The following is an 18,057-nucleotide window of genomic DNA, read 5'->3' as shown; positions in this document are numbered from 1 at the left end:
CGAATTCATGCCTGGCGCCACCGTTTCGGTCGTCATCGCCGCGTACAACGCGATGCCGTATCTGACGCAGTGCATCACCTCGGTCGCGGAGCAGAGCATCGGCCGTGAGCGGCTCGAGGTCATCGTCGTGGACGACGGTTCCACGGACGGCACGGCCGACGAGCTGGAGCGCCTCAAGGGTGTCTACCCGGAGATGCTGCGCGTCTTCCGGCAGAAGAACTCGGGCGGCCCGTCGGCCCCGCGCAACCACGGGCTCGACCACGCGACCGGTACGTTCGTGTTCTTCCTGGACGCCGACGACAGTCTCGGCCCCGAGGCCCTGGAACGCATGGTGCGGATGGCCGAGGAGAACGGCACCGACGTCGTGCTCGGCAAGATGGTCGGGGTCGGCGGGCGTGGCGCGCCCACGTCGATGTTCAAGCGCAACCAGCCGCGCACGGACGTGTTCTCCTCCCGTGTGTACTGGACGCTCAACCCGATGAAGCTGTTCCGCCGGGAGCTGCTGGAGCGGCACCGGCTGCGCTTCCCCACCGACCTGGCCATCGGCGAGGACCAGCTCTTCGTCGGTGCCGCCTATCTGCACGCGTCCGGCATCTCCGTGGTCGCCGACTACGACTGCCTGTACTGGGTGCAGCGCGAGGACGACGGCAACATCACCCTTCGGCTGAAGGGGACGCAGCGGCGGCTGCAGTTCCTGCCCCGCATGGTCGACCTGATCCTGGAGCTGGTGCCCCCCGGTCCGGGCCGCGACCACCTGGCGCACCGGCATCTGACCGTGGAGGTCCAGCAGCTGCTCGCCGGCCACCTCGTCCACGAGCCCCGCGAGACGCAGCTCAAGACGCTGGACCGCCTGGCGGAGATCATCGAGCCCCTGTGGCACGAGGGCATGGACGACCAGCTCTCGGCCATGGCCCGGCTGCGGCTGCACCTGGTGCGCCACCGCATGCTGGACGAAGTGCTCGAACTCGTGGCGTTCGAGAAGCGGCTCGCCCGGTCCAAGGTCGCCACCCCGGTCCTGGTCGAGAACGGCCGGGCACTGGCCCGCTACCCGTTCCTGCGCGACCCCGAGCGGGCGATCCCCGACCGGTACTACGACGTCACCGCGCAGCTCGGCCTCCGCCACCGCGTCAGCCGCGCCGAGATGGACGGCGGTGTGCTCCACCTGGCCGGACACGGCTACCTGCACCGTGTGGAGACGCGGGACGTCACCACCGAACTGGTCCTGCGCGAACGCGACAGCAAGACCGAGTACCGGCTGCCCGTCACGCACACCCCGACGCCGGGGCTCCGCGCGGACGAGGACGAGGGGCGGTACGAGTACGACCTGGCCGGGTTCGAGGCCACCGTCGACATCGCGACCGCCGCCGACGGCAAGCCGCTCGCCGACGGACTGTGGGACATCTCCCTCGCTGTCGGCGCCCAGGGGCTGAGCAAGGAGGTCCGGATCGGCAGCAAGCGCGCCGAGGACGTCTCCGGCGAGCCCGGCACCCGGGTGCTCAGCACCGGCGAGGGCCTGCGTGCCGTCACCCTCTACACCACCAAGCCGTACGGCAACTTCACGCTCGAACTCGGCGAGCTCAAGCACAAGGTGCGGTCGCAACTGCGCGTCGACAAGGACATCCGCTGGGCCGACGGCTCCCCCGCCGAGCTGCGCGTCAGCGGCCGGCTGGGCCTGGCCGAATATCCCGCGGACGCCCTGACCCTGGCCCTGGAGGACGGCACCGGCAACACCGTCACCCTCGCGGTCCGTGAGATCGCCGCCGACGGTGCCTTCCACGTCACCGTGCCGGTCGACGCCCTCCCCGCCGGCGTCTGGACGGCGGAGCTGCGGCTCGGGTCCTGGGCCGTACCGCTGCCCGCGCTCCCCTCGGGTCTGGCCCCCGCCAAGTGGCGACGCCGGGCACTGCCCTGGTACGCCCGGCCCCTGGCCGGCACGACCGACCGCTTTGCTCTCAAGGTCGCGCGGACGGACCTCGTCAAGGGACTCACCAACCGCCTCAGGTAGCGGGCGGACCGGTCGGTGGGTACGGGACCGACCGACGGCTCATCCCCACCGGCAGGGGGTGGTCACGTGGTGGGCCGGGCGCAGGTCACGTCCCGGGCCGGGAGGCGTCCGGTCGCCAGGTACGTGTTGACGGTGGTGTCCACGCACGGGCTGCCGAACACGCCGTACACCGCGTGCTGGTCGGCTCCGCGCAGGGTCACCAGGCGGGAGCTGGGCCAGCGGTGGCGCACCGATTCGGCGCCGCGGTAGATGGTGCGCGGGTCGCCGGTGGCGTTGACCAGCAGGGCCGGCAGGTCGTCGCGGACGGTGGTGGGGCGTTCGCGCGGCGGGTCCCAGAAGGCGCACGGGCTGATGTTGTCGGTGACGGGCGCGAACAGCCGGTCCCCCGTCCCGGCGCGCCGCAGATCGCGCCAGTACGTCTCCGGGTCGCGAGGCGCGGCCACGTCCCCGCACAGGATGGACGTCTGTGCGCTGCCGTAGGCGGATGCGTGCCCCGTCAGCAGGAACTCCAGTGCCGAGGCCAGCCACGGGGACGGGGTGACCGTCCGGCGCTCGGCGGCGCGCCGCAGGTCCCGCACGCCCTGCGCGAAGTCGCCGTAGGCCCGGGGGTTGTCCTGGGAGAGTCCGTTGAAGACGACGACGGGCAGTACGTGGTCGTCCACCCGGTAGCCGCCCAGGCGCAGGGGTGTGCGGGCCGCGGCGGCGCGGACCGCGTCCGCGGTGTCCAGGACGGCGTTCCGGGTGCGTCCCAGCCCGTAGGTGGCGTGGTGGGCGGCGGCCCAGTCGGCCCAGCCGCGCAGGGCGTGCCGGTTGGCCTCCTCCGAGCCCCGCAGCAGCCGTGGACCGTAGCGGGCGGGGTCCGCCACGCCGTCGAGGACGACCCGGTCGACGCGCTGCGGGAACATCGTCGCGTAGACCTGGCCGAGGTAGGTGCCGTACGAGTAGCCCAGGTAGGAGATCCTGCGCTCGCCGAGGGCCGCGCGGATCACGTCCATGTCGCGGGCGGTGTTGCGGGTGCCGGCGTACGGCAGCAGGTCACCGGCGTGGGTGCGACAGCGGTCGGCGAGGTCCGCGGCGAAGGAGACCATGCGGTCGAAGCCGGGGCGGCCGGTGCCGGCTCCGCGGACCATGCTGCCGGTGGGCCACCGGCAGTCCAGCAGGGTGCTCCGGCCGACGAAGCGGGGGTCCACACCGACCACGTCATAGCGGGCGGCGACGTCCTTCATGGCCTTGCGCACCCACGGCGGATCGCCGATCGTCTGTCCGCCGGGTCCGCCGCTGTTGAGCAGCAGCGCACCGGCGCGGTGAGCGGTGTCGGTGCCCCGGATCCGGGATATCGCGACGGTGATCGTACGGCCGGCGGGGCGGGTGTAGTCCAAGGGCACGGTGACGTCGGCGCATCGGGCGCCGGCCTGTTCGAGTTCCTTGCCGGTGGTGTCGTCCGGGCCGAGCAGGCAGCTCTTCCAGTGGAGGTGCTGGTGGTGGTAGCGGGCGAGGGGGTCGGCGACCGGCCGGGCCGCGGCGGGGGCGGCGGGGGCGGCGCCCAGGGCCAGCGCACCCGCCAGTGACAGGGCGACGGCTGCCGCGCCCCGGGAGACGAGGCGGTGCGGGCGCCGGCCGCCGGCCGGGGAGGTGGAACGGGTCATGCGGGTGTCCTTTCGGTGGACGTGCCCTCGCAGAGGGCCTTGTCGACGACGTCGAGGAAGTCCAGCTCGGCCTGGAGGGTGGCGGGCACCTCGTTCAGGGCGACGGCGACGGCGCGGCCGCCGGGGCCGGTGGCGACCAGCGCGCGGTGGCCGCCGGGAACGGTCCCGGCGTGCCCCCACCAGGTGCCGCCGCACGACAGCGGTGAGGAGATCAGGCCGAGCCCGTAGCGGGCGCCGGGCCAGAGCCGGTCTGGGTCGGCGGCCACCGTGCGCCGCATCTCGGCGAGTTGGGGCGCGGGCAGCAGCCGGCCGGCGGACAGCGCGGTGGCGAACCGGGTCAGGTCGGCCGGGGTGGACACCAGGGCGCCGCCGACACCGCCGAAGGTGGTGTTCCAGTCGGTGCCGTCCACCCGGCGGCCGTCGCCGGCGGTGAAGTAGCTGTGCGAGTGCGGGCCCCGGAGGCGGAGGGCGTCGCCCGGCCAGTAGGTGTCGTGCAGGCCCAGCGGGCCGATCACGCGGCGGCTGATCTCCGTCTCCGGGCTGTGGCCGGTGACCGCGCGCACGATCAGCCCGGCGATCAGGTAGTTCGTGGTCGCGTAGCGCCAGGTGTGCTCCGGGGGTGGCAGCCGCAGGGCGCGGGCGATGAGCCGGCGCGGCTCGAAGTGGCGGTACCGCAGCCGTTCGATGTGCTGCCACTCGGGGGCGTCGAGGTAGTCGGGCAGCCCGCTGGTGTGCTGGAGGAGCTGCCGTACGGTGATCCGGCGGCCGTCGTGACCGCCCGCGCGGATCAGGCCCGGCAGGTACCGCTCGACGGGCGCGTCCAGGGACAGCCGCCGCTCGGCGGCGAGTTGGAGGACGACCGTCGCGGTGAACGTCTTGGTGACGCTGCCGACGCGCAGCCGGTCGGTGGTGTTCATGGGGCGGCCGGTGCGCAGATCGGCGACGCCGCCGCTCGCCGTCCAGCGGGCGCAGGGCGCGTCCGGGCCGGCGCCGGTGACCAGGACCGCGGCGCCGGCGATCCGGTCGTGCGTCACCAGGTGCTGCACGGACCGGCTGAGCGCCGGGTGCGGGCCGCACGCGCGGGGCGCGTCCGGTGGGGGCTGCTCGGCGGCGGCCGGGGCGGCGGTCAGCAGGCAGGCCAGCGCCATGGCCGCGAGGCCGGTACGCCGGCGGAATGCGGAACTGGACAAGGAGATTGCCATGTGACCTCACGCTAGGCACCGCCCGCACCGCGCTCACTCCGGCAGGCAGGCGATCCGGTGCGGGGGGCAGCACCAGCGAGCACCCGGAGGAGAACCCCCCGGCCCGGCAGGGGATCGCGCCGTCAGACAGGCGTACCAAGGGTGAACCTCAAGCGCACGCGCCGTCTTCCGGGGCCGGGGGCTGACACCCTAGGGCGGGACGAAGGGGTCCGCTCGTTGCCGCTGGGGGGCAGGCATGACGGTTGGGGAGGCCGCCGGCGGTGCCGTCGGGAGGGTGCCGCGGCACGTGGCCTGTGTGATGGACGGCAACGGGCGCTGGGCGGCACGGCGGTCGTTGCCGCGTACGTCGGGTCACCGTGCGGCGGAGACGACGGTGATCGACGTCATCGAGGCGGCACGGACGGCCGGCGTGGAGTGGCTGAGCCTGTACGCGTTCTCCACCGAGAACTGGCGGCGCCCGAGCACCGAGGTCGACTTCCTGATGCGGCTGGTGCGCCGCGTGGTGCGCAAGCACGCCCCGCTGCTGCACGCGCGCGGGATCCGCTGCCGGTTCCTCGGTGTGGCGGATCCGCGCATCCCGCCGGCGTTGGCCCGGGACTTCGCCGACCTGATGACGCTGACCGAGAAGAACCGGGGCATGACGCTGACCGTCGCGTTCGATCACGGCGGGCGCAGGGACATCGTGGCGGCGGCGCGGTCCCTGATCCGCAGCGGGGTGCCGGCCGAGGCCGTGGACGAGCGGAGCTTCGCCGCGCATCTGCCCTTTCCCGACACACCCGATGTGGACCTCGTCATCCGAACCTCCGGGGAGCAGCGCATCTCCAACTTCATGCTCTGGCAGGTCGCCTACGCGGAGTGGATGTTCCCGCCGGTGCTCTGGCCCGACTTCCGGGCGCCCCACTTCCTGGAGTGCCTGCACACCTATCAGCAGCGCGACCGCCGCTTCGGCGGCGTGCCGCCGAACGCGAACGGAGAACCACCAGCGTGACCGAGACGGGCAGCCAGTTCGAGGAGTTCTTCAACGATCCGCGCTGGGCGCCGGCCATCATCCGGGCCACGGTTCTGGAGGCCGCGCACCCTCAGGTCGGCGCGGCCCTCGTCGACAGCTCGACGTTCGTGGCCCACCCGTGGCGCCGGCTGCGCAACACGGTCGTGAGTCTGCAGCGCATGTTCGGGCCCGACGACGAGGTACGGCGCAGGGAGGCGGCGCGGCTCAACCGGCTGCACGCCCGGCTGAAGGGCACCGACGCGCACCACCGGCCGTACGACGCGCTGGATCCCGCGGTGCGGGCCTGGGTGGTCGCGACGCTCTTCGAGAGCAGCGTCACGATGTGCCGGCTGAGCGGGCAGCCGCTGGAGCAGACCGTCATGGAGCGGCTGTACGCCGAGTTCCGGGCCTATCTCGCCGCCCTGGACGGCGACGCGGACCAGCTGCCGCCCACGGTGCAGGAGTTCTGGCCGTACTACGACCGGGTGGTCGAGGAGGAGCTGGAGAACACCGAGGCGATGCGGATCATCCTCTACCGGCTCTTCGACCATCTGCCGGCGCCGCCGCTGCTGCACGGCCTGCCCACCCTGTGGGCGGCCGGCCGCGCGGTCGCCGGTCCGCTGCTCGGTGTGGTCACCGTGGCGTCCCTTCCGGAACCGTTCCGCCGGAAGACGGGGCTGCCCGAACTGCCCGGCGCGCAGACGCTGATGCAGAGCGTCTATCTGGGCGCGGGCCTCGCCCGGTTCCTCCCGGACGGCTGGGTCCGGCCCGAGGCCGTCATCGGCCTGCTCTCCCTCTCCCCCGACAGCGACGACCCCCGGGCCCGGACGATCGGCGCGCTGCGGGACCGGATGAAGCGGGCCGGGGCGCTGCTCCGGCTGCTCGCCCCGCTTCCGCCGGAGCCGGATGCGGGCGCCGGAGCCGTGGCGCGGCGCAGTGCCGAGGAGTTCTTCACGGAGGTGCTGGACCAGACCGGGGACGGCTACCTGGACTGGCCCGACCTCGCCGCCATGGCCCGCGAGATCGCCGGCCGTCTCGACCTTGACGAGCCGGCGGAGACCCGGCTCTACGACGCCTTCGCCGCCTGGTGGCGGGAGCTGCAGGCGGCTCTCGACACCGACGGCGACGGCCGGGTCGGCGCCCTGGAGTTCGCGGCGGCCGTGCCCTCCCTCGCCGGTCCCGCGCTGATCAGGGTCGCCGAGGTGCTCTTCGACGTCACCGACACGAACGGCGACCAGCGGGTCGACGCGGACGAGTACCGGGCGCTGTTCCGCACGGGGTTCCGCCGGGACGTGCCGGGCGCGGACGGCACGTACACGCGGGGGGCGTTCGTGCGGGACTTCCTGGCCTTCATGTCGGGCCGGGAGCGCTCTACGCCCTACGACCCGCTGCTCGCCGACGCGTGAGCGGACGCCGACGCATGAGCGGACCCGGTGCGGCGGTGAGCGGTCAGCCGAGGCCGAGGACGCTCAGGGTGCGCTCGGCCATGCGCCGCTCGCCGAGGGCGTTGGGGTGGACCGGGACCACGTTCTGCCCGAACAGGAGCGGCTCGATCCACCGAGTGCCGACGGGCTGGCAGGCGTCGTGCCCGGCGGAGGCCTCGGCGAAGTCGACGTAGGCCGCCCCCGTCTCCTCGGCGGCGCGCCGGACCACGGCGTTGAGGTGTGCCTGGAGGGCGTGCAGATAGGGCACATCGCCGGTGGCGACCGGCAGTCTGACGAAGCAGGAGGGGTCGGCCGCGGCGGGCGTGATCCACGGGTAGCCGAGCACCGCCACCCGGGCCTGGGGCGCCTTGGCCCGCACACTGCGGAGGGCGGACTTCAGCGCGGGATAAGTGGTGGCGTCGATCTGGTCGTCGAAGGACGTCCCGTACCGGTCCTTGCACGGGCTGCCCTGGCCGCCGCTGAGGACGCCCGCGGTTCCGCACGCGGTGATCGCGTTGATGAAGGTGCCGTTGTCGTTGCCGCCGATCGTCAGGGTGACCAGGTCGGTGTCCGCGGTGACCGCGTCCGTCTGGGGGGCGACGCCGGGGTACTGGGCCGTGGTGAAGTCCTTCGTCTGGGCGGCACCGCAGGTGACGTCGGTCAGGCGCGCCGCCGTCCGGGCGGCGATGACGTGGGGGTAGTTGGCCGTGGAGCGCAGGCACAGCGGGCTGGTGACGTCGACGGGGAGGACCCCCGAGGCGGCGCTGTAACTGTCCCCCAGTGCGGCGTAGTTCAGCGGTGTCGTGGCCTGGGCGGGGGTCGTGGTGAGGCCGAGGGCCAGCGCGCCGACGGCGGCGGAGGTCGCGGTGAGGACGCGGCGCAGGGCATGCAGGGGCATGTGGTGCTCTCCCTTCTCGGGACGGGGACACGGGACAGCCGGGCATGGCGGTGCCGTGGGTGGGGTGGATCGCGAGAACGGGGCGGCTCGATCGAGCAAAAAGGTGTGCGGGGCGGCCGTGCGACGCCGGCCGGCGGGTACGGCGGGGGTTACCGCCGGGTACTACCGCTAGGTAATGTGAGGCCGCCGCAGTGCGGAGTCAACATTGCCGACAGAACTTTTGAAAAGCCGACAGCCTGATAATCCGCCCGGATCCGGGGCACCCGTAGGACAGGAGCACCACCTTCACCGGCTGGAGGCACGTCATGATCGCCCTCGGCGTCATTCTGCTCATCATCGGCTTCATCACAGGCATATCGATCCTGTGGACCATCGGCGTGATCCTGCTGGTGGTGGGAGCCATCCTGTGGATCATGGGAGCCATGGGCCACGCCGTCGCCGGACGGCGCCACTATTGGTGAGCGGCGACATGTGATCCCTCCCGGCGGGTGCTGACGTCAGTGCCCGCCGTGGCAGGGAACGACCTGCGGCCCGCCGGAGTCACGTCCGGGGGGCCGCGGGTTGTGCGCGGAGCTGTGCGGCTGTCGTCGGGGTCATCGCATCAGGCCGAGTTGCCCCTCGCCGTCGGTACCACGACGCGCCCTGCCTCTCCAACCCCCCACGTCCGTACGCCGGCTTCCGGCATCTCCGGCCCCGCGAGCCGGGCGACTGTCCCGGAAACGCCGCGGAATTGTCCGTGATCCGTAACAGCGGGATCCCCTGCTCAACCGTGACCGTCCTGCCAGGTGCCGAGCACATCGGCACGGCAGAACGCAGACACGGCAGGGGGCGGGACGGACATGGCGCGGCATGGCGGACGGGGATGGTACGGCCGGGTGGTCGCGGCGGCGGTCGGGGTCACGGCGGTGGCCGCGGCCACCTCGGTGTGGACCGCGCAGGCCGGTCAGAGCGGCGGCCGGTCCGCCTCGCCGGAGGCCGCCCGGCACGCCGCGCCGAAGACGGCGCCCGTGTCCGCGGTCATCGCCCACGCCTCCGACCGGGGCGAGCACGCGGTCAACATCACCATCGACGACGGCCCGGACCCGGTCTGGACCCCGCAGGTGCTCCAGGTGCTGCGGGACAACGGCGTCAAGGCGACGTTCTGCATGGTCGGCACGCAGGCCCAGGCGCACCCGGACCTGGTCAAGCAGGTGGTGGCCGCCGGGCACCGGCTGTGCGACCACACCGTGTCCCACGACACCACCATGGACACCAAGCCCGAGTCCTATCAGGCGCAGCAGATCGTCGACGCGGAACGGCAGATCACCAAGGCGTCGGGGGGCGTCCGCCCGATGTACTACCGGGCCCCGGGCGGCGCCTTCACCCCGTTCAGCCGGAAACTGGCGGCCTCCCACGGGATGCGGCCGCTGGGCTGGAACGTCGACTCGAAGGACTTCGAACGGCCGGGCAGCGCCGCGATCATCGCGACCGTCGAGGGCGAGCTGGCCAACGGTCCCACGATCCTCTTCCACGACGCGGGCGGCGACCGCTCCCAGACGGTGGTGGCGCTGCGCACCCTGCTGCCCTGGCTGAAGCAGCAGGGCTACGCGTTCGGCTTCCCGGTGCGCTGACCGGCGAACGGACGCCGATCGATCACCGGCGAACGAGCCCGGCCCCGACGTGCGAGGATGAAAAGATGGACATCCTCCGCAGGAACAACGTCCGCGTCATCGGTCCGGAATCCGGCCGGACCATGATCCTCGCACACGGTTTCGGCTGTGATCAGAACATGTGGCGCCTCGTGGCGCCCGGCTTGGCGCAGCACTTCCGCGTCGTGCTGTTCGATTACGTCGGCTCCGGCCGGTCCGACCTGGCCGCCTGGCAGGAGGAGCGCTACGCGACCCTGGACGGCTACGCCCAGGACGTGGTGGACGTGTGCGAGGAGCTGGACCTGCGGGACGCCGTGTTCGTGGGCCACTCGGTCAGCGCCATGGCCGGCGTCCTGGCCGCCGCCGGGGCGCCGGACCGCATCGGCTCCCTGGTCATGGTGTGTCCCTCCCCCTCCTACATCGACCAGGAGGACTACCGCGGCGGCTTCACCGCGGCGGACATCCACGAGCTGCTGGACTCGCTGGAAGCCAATTACCTCGGATGGTCCGCGGCCATGGCCCCGGTCATCATGGGCAACCCCGACCGGCCGGAGCTGGGCGAGGAACTGACCAACAGCTTCTGCGCCACCGACCCGGACATCGCGCGGGTCTTCGCGCGCACCACGTTCCTGTCCGACACCCGTCAGGACCTGAAGACGGTGACCGTCCCCACCCTGGTCCTCGAGTGCGAGCAGGACGTCATAGCCCCCCGGGAGGTCGGAGCGTACGTCCACGCCGCCATCCCCGGCAGCCGCCTGGTCACACTGGCCGCCACCGGCCACTGCCCGCAGCTGAGCGCCCCGGAAGCCACCGCCCAGGCGATCACCGGGTTCGTGGAAGACCTGGACTGATGTCCCCCTCCGGCCCGGCCCCTCGCCCTCGTGGGAAGGCTCGGCCACACCTCGGTACGGATGTCACCGTGCTGCTGGAGGACAGTACGGAGGAGCTGTACGAGTCCGCCCCCTGCGGTTACCTGTCCACGCTGATGGACGGCACCATCGTCAAGGTGAACAAGACGCTGCTGGACTGGCTCGGCCTCTCCCGGGAGGAGGTCGTGCACCGCAGGCGCTTCACCGACCTGCTGACCGTGGGCGGCAAGCTCTACCACGAGACCCACTACGCACCGCTGCTGCGCATGCAGGGGCAGATCGGCGGGATCGCACTGGAGATGAGGGTCGCGGACGGGTCCCGGCTTCCGGTACTGATCACTTCGACCGTGAAGCACGGCGCCGACGGCAGTCCCTTGCTGATCCGCACGACCGTCTTCGACGCCACCGACCGGCGTTCCTACGAGACCGAGCTGCTGCGCGCCCGCCGCACGGCCGAGGATGCCCTGCGCCAGGCGGAGGCCGACCGCGAGCAGCTGCGCGAGGCGCTGGCCGTCCTGCAGCAGAGCCTGCTCCCGGCCAGTCTGCCGACCGTGCCCGGCGTGGAGACCGCCGCGTACTACCACACGGCCTCCTCGATACAGCTGGGCGGTGACTTCTACGACCTGTTCCCCCTCGGCGACGAGCGCTTCGCCTTCTTCCTCGGCGACGTCTGCGGAAAGGGCCCCCAGGCCGCGGCCGTGACCTCCCTCGTGCGCTACACCCTGCGCACCGCGGCGCTCCACGGCCTCGATCCCGAAGCCGTGCTGTCCACCCTCAACGCCGCACTGCTCGAGCGGTACACCGGCGCGGACCCCCGGTACTGCACCGCCGTCTTCGGCATCCTCGAACCCGAAGGGCAGAACGCCGGCGTCCTGCTGGCCTCCGGCGGACACCCGCCTGCGCTGCTGCTCCGGGCGGACGGCCGCGCCGAGTACCTGCGGACGCCCGGCGGACTGCTGGTCGGGGCCTTCCACGACGCCTCCTTCACGACCGTCCGCACCGCTCTGCACCCCGGCGACACCCTGTTGCTGTACACCGACGGCCTCACCGAGGCGCGCACGGGGGAAAAAGAGGAGCTGTACGGCTACGACGCGCTGCACTCGTTCGCCACCGCGCTGGCCCCCGCGCGCCCCCGCGCCGTGATCGATGCCCTCATCCCTCTCCTGGTGAGCTTCGGCGACGGACTCGACGACGACACCGCCCTCCTCGCCCTGGGGCGTCCGCATCACTCCGCCCGCTGACCCTGGGACCATGGGCGTGTGGACGTGCTCGAACTCGCGCCGACGCCCCGGACCGCGGTGGCCTGGCTGCCGCCGCCCGAGCTGTGGCCGGCGATCCAGGAGATCCGCTGGGAGCACGATCCGCAGGTACGGCGGTGGCCGCCGCATGTGAACCTGCTGTTCGGCTTCGTACCGGAGGAGGAGTTCGAGCAGGCCGTACCGCTGCTCGCCGCGGCGGCGGCACAGCGTACGGCGTTCCCGGCGCGCCTGGCCGGTGTGCGCTGGTTCCGGCACCGGCACTACGCGACGGTGTGGCTCGACCCGGCCGCTGCGGACCCGGCGCCGTGGTCCCGGCTCCACCGGGAGCTGGAACTGCGGTTCCCGCTCTGCCAGGGGCGCGGGGGGCGTTTCACTCCGCATCTGTCCCTCGGCCGCACCCAGAACCCGAAGCGGCTGGCCGCCGAGTGTGCCGTCCGGCTGGGCACGCTGTCGGCGCTGGTCGAGGAGGTGGTCCTGCTGTCCCGGCGCGACGAGGAGCCCATGCGGCCCCGGGCCGTGATCACCCTGGGCACGGGCGAGGTCCGCCGGACGCAGGAGTCCTGAGGGGCCGCCCCGGCACGCGAAAGGCGCCCCCGGCCGGGGGCGCCGTCCGTGGTGCGGTGGGTCAGAAGACGCCCTTGTAGCCGCCCCAGCCGGTGGCGATCTTCGTGCGGGCGCCGAAGGAGCCCTTGCCGTTGCCGTCGCTGCGCCACAGCGTGCCGCGGTACCCGGTCGGCGCGGGGGAAAACCGCTGGCCGGGCCGCCGGCCGGGATGCTGGGATGGGGCGATGCGAGACGATGACCCGATCGCCGTGGACCGGGGCCGGTATCCGGACGCGGCGACCCCGTGGGAGCGGGATTCCTGGCGCGCCGCGGCCCTCGACTGGGTGGCCGCCCGGCTGGGCACGCACGGCCTGCGCGCGACCGGCGCCCCGGAGGTACGGCTCCGGCCGTGGTCGGTGCTGATTCGGGTGCCTGTGGCGGGAGCGGCGGCTCCGGCTGGACAGCCGTCCGTGGCCGGGCGGACGGCCGAGGCGAGGCACGCGAGCGTCGCCGTACGCCCGGCCCGTCCGCGGCAGGCGGACGAACCGCCGTACTCCGCCGTCTGGTTCAAGGCCAACCCGCCGGGCAGCGCGTTCGAGGGCCCGCTGACCGCCGCGCTGGCCCGTTGGGTGCCGGAGCATGTGCTGCGCCCGCTGGCCGTCGACGCGGCGCGCGGCTGGATGCTGCTTCCGGACGGGGGCGACCTGTTCCGGTCCGTGCTCGGCCGGGAGCCGGTAGAGCCGCGGGACTGGGAGGCGCTGCTGCGCCAGTACGCGTGCATGCAGGGCGACCTGCTTCCGCACGCGGACGAGATCGAGCGGCTGGGGGTGCCCGCCGCCCGGACCCGCGACCTGCCCGAGGTGTTCGACGAGCTGCTCGCCAAGAACTCCGCGCTGACCCCTGACGAGCGCGCCCGGCTGGAGGGCCTGCGGCCCCGGCTCGCGGACTGGTGCGCGGAACTCGCGTCAGCCGGTGTCCCGGACACCCTCGACCACGCCGACCTGCACGACGGTCAGCTGTTCCGGCCGGCGCCGGGCCGGTTCACCTTCTTCGACTGGGGCGACGCCACCGTCTCCCACCCGTTCTGCAGCCTGCGGGTCCCGGTCGAACGGGCCTGCGACCGCTACGGGCCGCAGGTGCTGCCCCGGTTGCTCGACGCCTATCTGGAGCCGTGGACGGGTGACGGCCGCACCGCAACGGAGCTGCGGCGCGCGGCGGAACTCGCCTGGCGGCTGAGTGCCCTGGGCCGGGCCGCCTCCTGGGGCCGGATGTTCCCTGACGCGTCCGGCGCCGAGCCGGGGGCCGCGCAGGGCGCCGCGTGGCTGCTGGCGCTCCTGGGCGAGCCCCCGTTCCGGGCCGGCTGACCGCTCCCCGCGGCCGCGTGCCGGTCAGGGCAGCGGAGTGCCGCCGGTCGCGTTGAGGATCTCCGCGGTGATGAAGCTCGCCTGGGGGGAGGCGAGATAGACGTAGGCGGGGGCCAGTTCGGCGGGCTGGGCCGGCCGGCCGAGCGGGCTCTGCTTCCCGAACTCCGCCGTGTCGGGCATGGTCGAGGGGATGAGCGGGGTCCACACCGGCCCCGGTGCGACCGCGTTGACCCGGATGCCGCGCTCGGCGAGCATCTGGGCCAGCCCGTGGGTGAAGGTGACGATCGCGCCCTTGGTCATCGCGTAGTCCAGCAGGTGCGGGCTGGGCTGGTAGGCCTGCACCGACGTGGAGTTGATGACGCAGCCACCGGCCGGGATGTGCGGCAGGGCGAACTTGGTCAGCCAGAACATGCCGTACAGGTTCGTCCGCATCACCCGGTCGAGCTGCTCGGTGCTGATCGCCTCGATGCCGTCCGGCTGGGACATCTGGTAGGCGGCGTTGTTCACGAGGACGTCGATGTGGCCGAACTCGGCGACCGCGCGCTCGATCAGCGACCGGCAGTTGTCCTCGTCGCGGATGTCGCAGGGCACGGCGATCGCCTTGCGTCCCGCGTCCTCCACCAGCCGGGACGTCTCGCGGGCGTCGTCCTCCTCCTCCTCGAGATGGGTGAAGAGCACATCGGCGCCCTCGCGGGCGAAGGCGAGGGCCACCGCCCGTCCGATGCCGGAGTCCCCTCCGGTGATCACGGCCTTGCGGCCGTCGAGACGGCCGGAGCCGCGGTAGGACTCCTCGCCGTGGTCGGGCGGCGGGTCCATCGGGCCGGTCCAGCCCGGATGCGGCTGGTCCTGAGAGGGGAAGTCGGGGCGGGCGTGCTGTGTGACCGGGTTCGGCCGGTCACCCTGCTGGTCCGTCACGGTGGCCTCCTGCGTCTCGGGGGACTGACAGGCGACCGGGTTCCCTGCTCGGGCCGGGTCAAAAGCGTCCGTGCCGGTCAGGCCCTGGGCGCGTCCTGGCCGGTGGCGCGCAGGTGGTCCCTGCGGGCGAGGTTGTAGATCCGCAGGAGGTGCTTCGCCACGGCACAGGGCGCGGCGTCGACATGGCACTGGCGGCACGTCCGCATGTGCTGCTCATAGGTGAAGCGCGCGTTGTCCAACGCGTCGTTGACAGAAGACATCGACTTCTCCGGGCAGGGCGGCGTCGGGAAACGGCGCCGAGTTGACTGACTGGTATACCCGGAACAAGGTGATCATGTTACTGGCGGTACTGGGAAACTCGTACTGCTGGGTGCGGAGGATTCCGGTCGGTTCCTCGTCCGCCGCCGGGGCTTTCACCCTGGCGGGGCGCAGCCGGAGGTCCGCTTCCTCGTTGACCCGGGTGATCCGGCACCACACGCCCGGCGCCCCAGCGAAGGACAAGCAGCATGGCCTCCACTCCCTTGTGCATCGGTGTGGTCGCTCCCTTGACGGGCCGGCTGGCCCCGCTCGGGGCGCCGCTCGGCTACGTACTGCGGGCGCTGGCGCCGGACCTCACGCACCTCCGCAACGGCGGCCGGCGGTACGAGGTGACCGTCGCCGTGCGCGACAGCCGTTCCGAGCCCGAGGCGGCCCGGCAGGCGGTGCGCGCGCTGGCGGACGAGGACGGCGCCCGCATCGTGCTGACCATGGCCGGCACCCGCGTGCTGCCCGCCGTGGCCGACGCCTGCGAGGAGGCGGCGGTGCCCTGTGTGTCGACCACGTTCCCCTGGCAGGCGTACCTGCACGCCCGGGGCGTCGGCCGGGAGCACCGCTTCCGGTGGACGTACCACTTCGCCTGGGGTCTCGACGACATCGCACGGGTCTTCGCCGGCCTGTGGGAGGGGGTTTCCGTGTCGGGTGCCGTCGGCTGCCTGTGGAACGACGACCTGCAGGGCCGGCTGCTGCGGCACGAGCGGTACGGGTTCCCGCCGGCGTTGTCCGGGCGCGGCCACAGGCTCGCCGACCTGGGTGCCTACCGGGAGCCGGCCGGTGACTTCGGGGAGCAGGTCGGCCGGCTGCGCGAGCACGGCGCCGGCATCGTCACCAGCGCGGCCACCGCCACCGACCTGGCCCTCTTCCACCGCCAGGCCCGGGAGGCGGGACTGCGGCCCCGGCTGATCACCTGCTCTCGCTGGCTGACCTACCCGCACATCCACACCAGCCCGGACCCCGACGTGCACGCCGAACTCGGCGACGCGCGGGTGGCCACCCTCGTCTACTGGAGCCCCGGCCATCCGTACCGCTCCGGCCTGGACGGCATCACGTGCGCCGAGCTGGCCCGCGCCTACCAGGAGGACACCGGGGCGCCCTGGCTCCAGCCGCTGGGGCTCGCGCACCCCCTGCTGGAGACCGCGCACCACGCCCTGGCCACGGCCGCCGATCCGGCCGACCGCGCCTCCGTCGCCGATGCCCTTGCCCGCACCCGGCTGGACACCATCGCGGGCACGCTCGACTGGACGACCGGTCCGGCACCGAACATCGCGCTGCTGCCCCTGGTCGGCGGCCAGTGGCAGCCGGGACCGAACGGCCCCCGCTTGACCGTCGTCACCAACGCGGGCCACCCGGAGGTGCCCCTGACGGGAGACCTGACCCCGGCCCGCTGAGCACCCCTGACGGGCGCGGGAGTCAGCGGCACACCAGGCGGGGCTCACCACCGCGCTGTCCGTGGACCCGGTGCACGCGCCGGGTGACGAACTGACCGAATCGCCGGTGGTGTTGACGGCGACCGGCGGCAGGTGGCGGACCGGGCGCCGTCGGGACCCGGTTGGTAAGATCGTCGTACGGCATCGCGTGTCGGTCACCGGCCGGGTGAGGCATGGAGGTGCCGGGAGTTTGCCCTCGGAGGCATTCCTCTCATGTCAGTCGAGTTGAACCACACCATCGTCCACGCCCGGGACAACCGGGAGTCCGCCGCGTTCCTGGCCCACATCCTGGGGCTGGAGGTCGGTCCCGAGTGGGGCCCGTTCGTCCCCGTCGCGACGAGCAACGGGGTGACCCTGGACTTCGCCACGATCCCGGCGGAGTCGATCACCATGCAGCACTACGCCTTCCTCGTGTCGGACGAGGAGTTCGACGCGGCCTTCACCCGGATCCGGCAGGCCGGCATCACCTACTGGGCCGATCCGCACGGAAAGCAGCCGGGCGAGATCAACCATCACCACGGCGGCCGGGGCCTGTACTTCATGGATCCGGCCGGACACGGCATGGAGATCATCACCCGCCCCTACGGCAGCCACCAGCAGCCGCAGTCCTGAGGGAAGGGGCAGGCCAGGGCCTCGGTCCCGGCCTGCCCGCCCCGGCCGGCCGCACGGCACACTGTGGGCATGAACGACTTCCGCCCGGTCCACCAGGACCCCGCTCCGCAGTGGTACGGACAGCTGCGGGTGCAGACCGGCCTCTCCCCCGCCGACTGGCTCACCGTCCACGGGCCGTGGCAGGCCGCCATGGGCACGGTCGCGGGCGTCTCGGCGCCGGGCTTCGCCGCGTACGCCCGCATCCTGCACCCGGCCCGGCTCGACGAGCGGCCGGTGCGCTGGTCCACCGTGGCCGCCGCCCAGGGCACCCGGGTCACGCCGGTCACCCGCTGGCACGAGGTCATCGGCGCGGACCAGGGCTACGTCAACCGCTCGGACCTGGGTCTGCCCGGTGTGTGGGACGAGCATCCCGACGAGGGGCCGACCCCGCAGGAGGTCGCGCGGGCGCTGCTGCCCGTGCTGGCCCGGCACACCGGGACCCCGGAAGAGTGCTGGTTCGGGCTGTGGAGCGGGTACGGCCGCGGGGACTGGGAGCGGTTCCCGACGTTCGAGACGCCGGGCCGGGACGAGGTGCTGCTCGCCGGCCGGCTGGCCGACGCCGTCTCCCCGGTGTCCTGGGACGAGTTCGCCGAGCTTCCCGATCTGTGGTGGCCACAGGACCGCGCCTGGTGTCTGGGCGGAGACGTGGATCTGGTCAGCACCTATGTCGGCGGTTCACCGGAGCTGATCGCCGACCTGCTGGCCGCGCCGGACCTGGAGGCCCATCCCGTGCGCCCGGCCGATCCGGTCGGCTGAGCACTCCGAAACATTTCGCTCCGAACCTCGAATGATGCGAGGGGTATTGACGCCCCGTCACCCGCTCCTATCATCCAGAGCATCCGGGGCACCGACCACTGTTCGGCATGTCAAACGGCCGTTCATGCCTCCCCGGCATGTCATGCGCATGACACAACAGCCGTCCG

At 72.8% G+C, this 18,057-nt stretch carries 17 protein-coding genes; 12 read left to right on the top strand and 5 right to left on the bottom strand.

The genetic code is table 11. From position 1 onward, the window contains the following. Nucleotides 1-7 precede the first annotated feature (7 nt). Nucleotides 8-2,005 (top strand): glycosyltransferase, encoded by a 1,998-nt coding sequence (locus tag ACIP4Y_RS21905; RefSeq protein WP_401395935.1) that lies wholly within the window; start codon nucleotides 8-10, stop codon nucleotides 2,003-2,005. 62 nt (nucleotides 2,006-2,067) lie between these two features. On the opposite strand, the gene ACIP4Y_RS21900 is transcribed toward ACIP4Y_RS21905, so the two are convergent. Both ACIP4Y_RS21900 and ACIP4Y_RS21895 read right to left on the bottom strand, forming a co-directional pair. Beyond that, on the bottom strand, nucleotides 2,068-3,651 hold the full coding sequence (locus ACIP4Y_RS21900; protein WP_401395932.1) for an alpha/beta hydrolase: 1,584 nt from the start codon (nucleotides 3,649-3,651) through the stop codon (nucleotides 2,068-2,070). Continuing rightward, entirely contained in the window at nucleotides 3,648-4,853 is a 1,206-nt protein-coding gene (locus ACIP4Y_RS21895; protein ID WP_401395929.1) for a serine hydrolase domain-containing protein, read from the bottom strand. The genes ACIP4Y_RS21900 and ACIP4Y_RS21895 overlap by 4 nt, the downstream gene beginning before the upstream one ends. A 235-nt stretch (nucleotides 4,854-5,088) precedes the next feature. Between ACIP4Y_RS21895 and uppS the strand changes: the two genes are divergently transcribed. Both uppS and ACIP4Y_RS21885 read left to right on the top strand, forming a co-directional pair. Next, a complete protein-coding gene (gene uppS / locus ACIP4Y_RS21890) occupies nucleotides 5,089-5,841 on the top strand; it encodes a polyprenyl diphosphate synthase (protein ID WP_401395926.1) in 753 nt (250 codons plus the stop codon). Then, the gene (locus ACIP4Y_RS21885; RefSeq protein ID WP_401395923.1) at nucleotides 5,838-7,247 is read left to right on the top strand and encodes an oxygenase MpaB family protein; all 1,410 of its coding nucleotides are present in this window, start codon (nucleotides 5,838-5,840) and stop codon (nucleotides 7,245-7,247) included. Before uppS ends, ACIP4Y_RS21885 begins: the two co-directional genes overlap by 4 nt. 43 nt (nucleotides 7,248-7,290) lie before the next feature. Here ACIP4Y_RS21885 and ACIP4Y_RS21880 read toward each other — a convergent pair whose 3' ends face one another. Next, on the bottom strand, nucleotides 7,291-8,163 hold the full coding sequence (locus ACIP4Y_RS21880; RefSeq protein ID WP_401395920.1) for an SGNH/GDSL hydrolase family protein: 873 nt from the start codon (nucleotides 8,161-8,163) through the stop codon (nucleotides 7,291-7,293). A 305-nt stretch (nucleotides 8,164-8,468) separates the two neighbouring features. On the opposite strand from ACIP4Y_RS21880, the gene ACIP4Y_RS21875 reads away from it, so the two are divergent. From ACIP4Y_RS21875 to ACIP4Y_RS21850, 6 genes are all read left to right on the top strand, one after another. Beyond that, a complete protein-coding gene (locus ACIP4Y_RS21875) occupies nucleotides 8,469-8,624 on the top strand; it encodes a DUF6131 family protein (protein WP_358643510.1) in 156 nt (51 codons plus the stop codon). Between the two features lie 378 nt (nucleotides 8,625-9,002). Further along, the gene (locus ACIP4Y_RS21870; protein WP_401395915.1) at nucleotides 9,003-9,773 is read left to right on the top strand and encodes a polysaccharide deacetylase family protein; all 771 of its coding nucleotides are present in this window, start codon (nucleotides 9,003-9,005) and stop codon (nucleotides 9,771-9,773) included. A 65-nt stretch (nucleotides 9,774-9,838) separates the two neighbouring features. Then, nucleotides 9,839-10,642: an alpha/beta fold hydrolase gene (locus ACIP4Y_RS21865; protein WP_401395912.1), complete on the top strand. Its 804-nt coding sequence runs from the start codon at nucleotides 9,839-9,841 to the stop codon at nucleotides 10,640-10,642. After that, on the top strand, nucleotides 10,639-11,901 hold the full coding sequence (locus tag ACIP4Y_RS21860) for a PP2C family protein-serine/threonine phosphatase (protein WP_401396161.1): 1,263 nt from the start codon (nucleotides 10,639-10,641) through the stop codon (nucleotides 11,899-11,901). Before ACIP4Y_RS21865 ends, ACIP4Y_RS21860 begins: the two co-directional genes overlap by 4 nt. An 18-nt stretch (nucleotides 11,902-11,919) precedes the next feature. Then, entirely contained in the window at nucleotides 11,920-12,483 is a 564-nt protein-coding gene (locus tag ACIP4Y_RS21855) for a 2'-5' RNA ligase family protein (RefSeq protein ID WP_358643504.1), read from the top strand. Nucleotides 12,484-12,707: 224 nt separating this feature from the next. Further along, on the top strand, nucleotides 12,708-13,826 hold the full coding sequence (locus ACIP4Y_RS21850; protein WP_401395909.1) for an aminoglycoside phosphotransferase family protein: 1,119 nt from the start codon (nucleotides 12,708-12,710) through the stop codon (nucleotides 13,824-13,826). A 24-nt stretch (nucleotides 13,827-13,850) separates the two neighbouring features. On the opposite strand, the gene ACIP4Y_RS21845 is transcribed toward ACIP4Y_RS21850, so the two are convergent. Further along, nucleotides 13,851-14,741 carry an SDR family oxidoreductase gene (locus ACIP4Y_RS21845; protein WP_401395906.1) on the bottom strand — a complete coding sequence of 297 codons (891 nt, stop codon included), beginning with the start codon at nucleotides 14,739-14,741 and terminating at the stop codon, nucleotides 13,851-13,853. 77 nt (nucleotides 14,742-14,818) lie between these two features. Further along, nucleotides 14,819-15,001, bottom strand: a complete 183-nt coding sequence (locus tag ACIP4Y_RS21840; RefSeq protein WP_358643498.1) for a hypothetical protein — start codon at nucleotides 14,999-15,001, stop codon at nucleotides 14,819-14,821. A 246-nt stretch (nucleotides 15,002-15,247) separates the two neighbouring features. On the opposite strand from ACIP4Y_RS21840, the gene ACIP4Y_RS21835 reads away from it, so the two are divergent. The 3 genes from ACIP4Y_RS21835 (at nucleotide 15,248) to ACIP4Y_RS21825 (ending at nucleotide 17,890) form a co-directional block, all read left to right on the top strand. After that, nucleotides 15,248-16,444, top strand: coding sequence for an ABC transporter substrate-binding protein (locus ACIP4Y_RS21835; RefSeq protein ID WP_401395902.1), 1,197 nt, complete (start codon nucleotides 15,248-15,250; stop codon nucleotides 16,442-16,444). A 252-nt stretch (nucleotides 16,445-16,696) separates the two neighbouring features. Beyond that, nucleotides 16,697-17,095 carry a VOC family protein gene (locus ACIP4Y_RS21830; protein ID WP_401395899.1) on the top strand — a complete coding sequence of 133 codons (399 nt, stop codon included), beginning with the start codon at nucleotides 16,697-16,699 and terminating at the stop codon, nucleotides 17,093-17,095. Between the two features lie 69 nt (nucleotides 17,096-17,164). Beyond that, complete coding sequence (locus tag ACIP4Y_RS21825) at nucleotides 17,165-17,890, top strand: hypothetical protein (RefSeq protein WP_401395896.1); 726 nt, start codon at nucleotides 17,165-17,167, stop codon at nucleotides 17,888-17,890. Nucleotides 17,891-18,057 lie beyond the last annotated feature (167 nt).

This window comes from Streptomyces sp. NPDC088810 (genome assembly GCF_044750305.1).
GTDB lineage: Bacteria > Actinomycetota > Actinomycetes > Streptomycetales > Streptomycetaceae > Streptomyces.
This window is presented reverse-complemented; position numbering and strand designations above follow the sequence as displayed.

What these genes read in the sequence shown, in the direction of transcription:
- ACIP4Y_RS21830 (WP_401395899.1), top strand. Translation starts at nt 16,697, where the DNA reads ATGTCAGTCGAGTTGAACCACACCATCGTCCACGCCCGGGACAACCGG.
- ACIP4Y_RS21870 (WP_401395915.1), top strand. Translation starts at nt 9,003, where the DNA reads ATGGCGCGGCATGGCGGACGGGGATGGTACGGCCGGGTGGTCGCGGCG.
- ACIP4Y_RS21825 (WP_401395896.1), top strand. Translation starts at nt 17,165, where the DNA reads ATGAACGACTTCCGCCCGGTCCACCAGGACCCCGCTCCGCAGTGGTAC.
- ACIP4Y_RS21905 (WP_401395935.1), top strand. Translation starts at nt 8, where the DNA reads ATGCCTGGCGCCACCGTTTCGGTCGTCATCGCCGCGTACAACGCGATG.
- ACIP4Y_RS21850 (WP_401395909.1), top strand. Translation starts at nt 12,708, where the DNA reads ATGCGAGACGATGACCCGATCGCCGTGGACCGGGGCCGGTATCCGGAC.
- ACIP4Y_RS21875 (WP_358643510.1), top strand. Translation starts at nt 8,469, where the DNA reads ATGATCGCCCTCGGCGTCATTCTGCTCATCATCGGCTTCATCACAGGC.
- ACIP4Y_RS21835 (WP_401395902.1), top strand. Translation starts at nt 15,248, where the DNA reads ATGGCCTCCACTCCCTTGTGCATCGGTGTGGTCGCTCCCTTGACGGGC.
- ACIP4Y_RS21900 (WP_401395932.1), bottom strand. Translation starts at nt 3,651, where the DNA reads ATGACCCGTTCCACCTCCCCGGCCGGCGGCCGGCGCCCGCACCGCCTC.
- ACIP4Y_RS21880 (WP_401395920.1), bottom strand. Translation starts at nt 8,163, where the DNA reads ATGCCCCTGCATGCCCTGCGCCGCGTCCTCACCGCGACCTCCGCCGCC.
- ACIP4Y_RS21840 (WP_358643498.1), bottom strand. Translation starts at nt 15,001, where the DNA reads ATGTCTTCTGTCAACGACGCGTTGGACAACGCGCGCTTCACCTATGAG.
- uppS (WP_401395926.1), top strand. Translation starts at nt 5,089, where the DNA reads ATGACGGTTGGGGAGGCCGCCGGCGGTGCCGTCGGGAGGGTGCCGCGG.
- ACIP4Y_RS21895 (WP_401395929.1), bottom strand. Translation starts at nt 4,853, where the DNA reads ATGGCAATCTCCTTGTCCAGTTCCGCATTCCGCCGGCGTACCGGCCTC.
- ACIP4Y_RS21865 (WP_401395912.1), top strand. Translation starts at nt 9,839, where the DNA reads ATGGACATCCTCCGCAGGAACAACGTCCGCGTCATCGGTCCGGAATCC.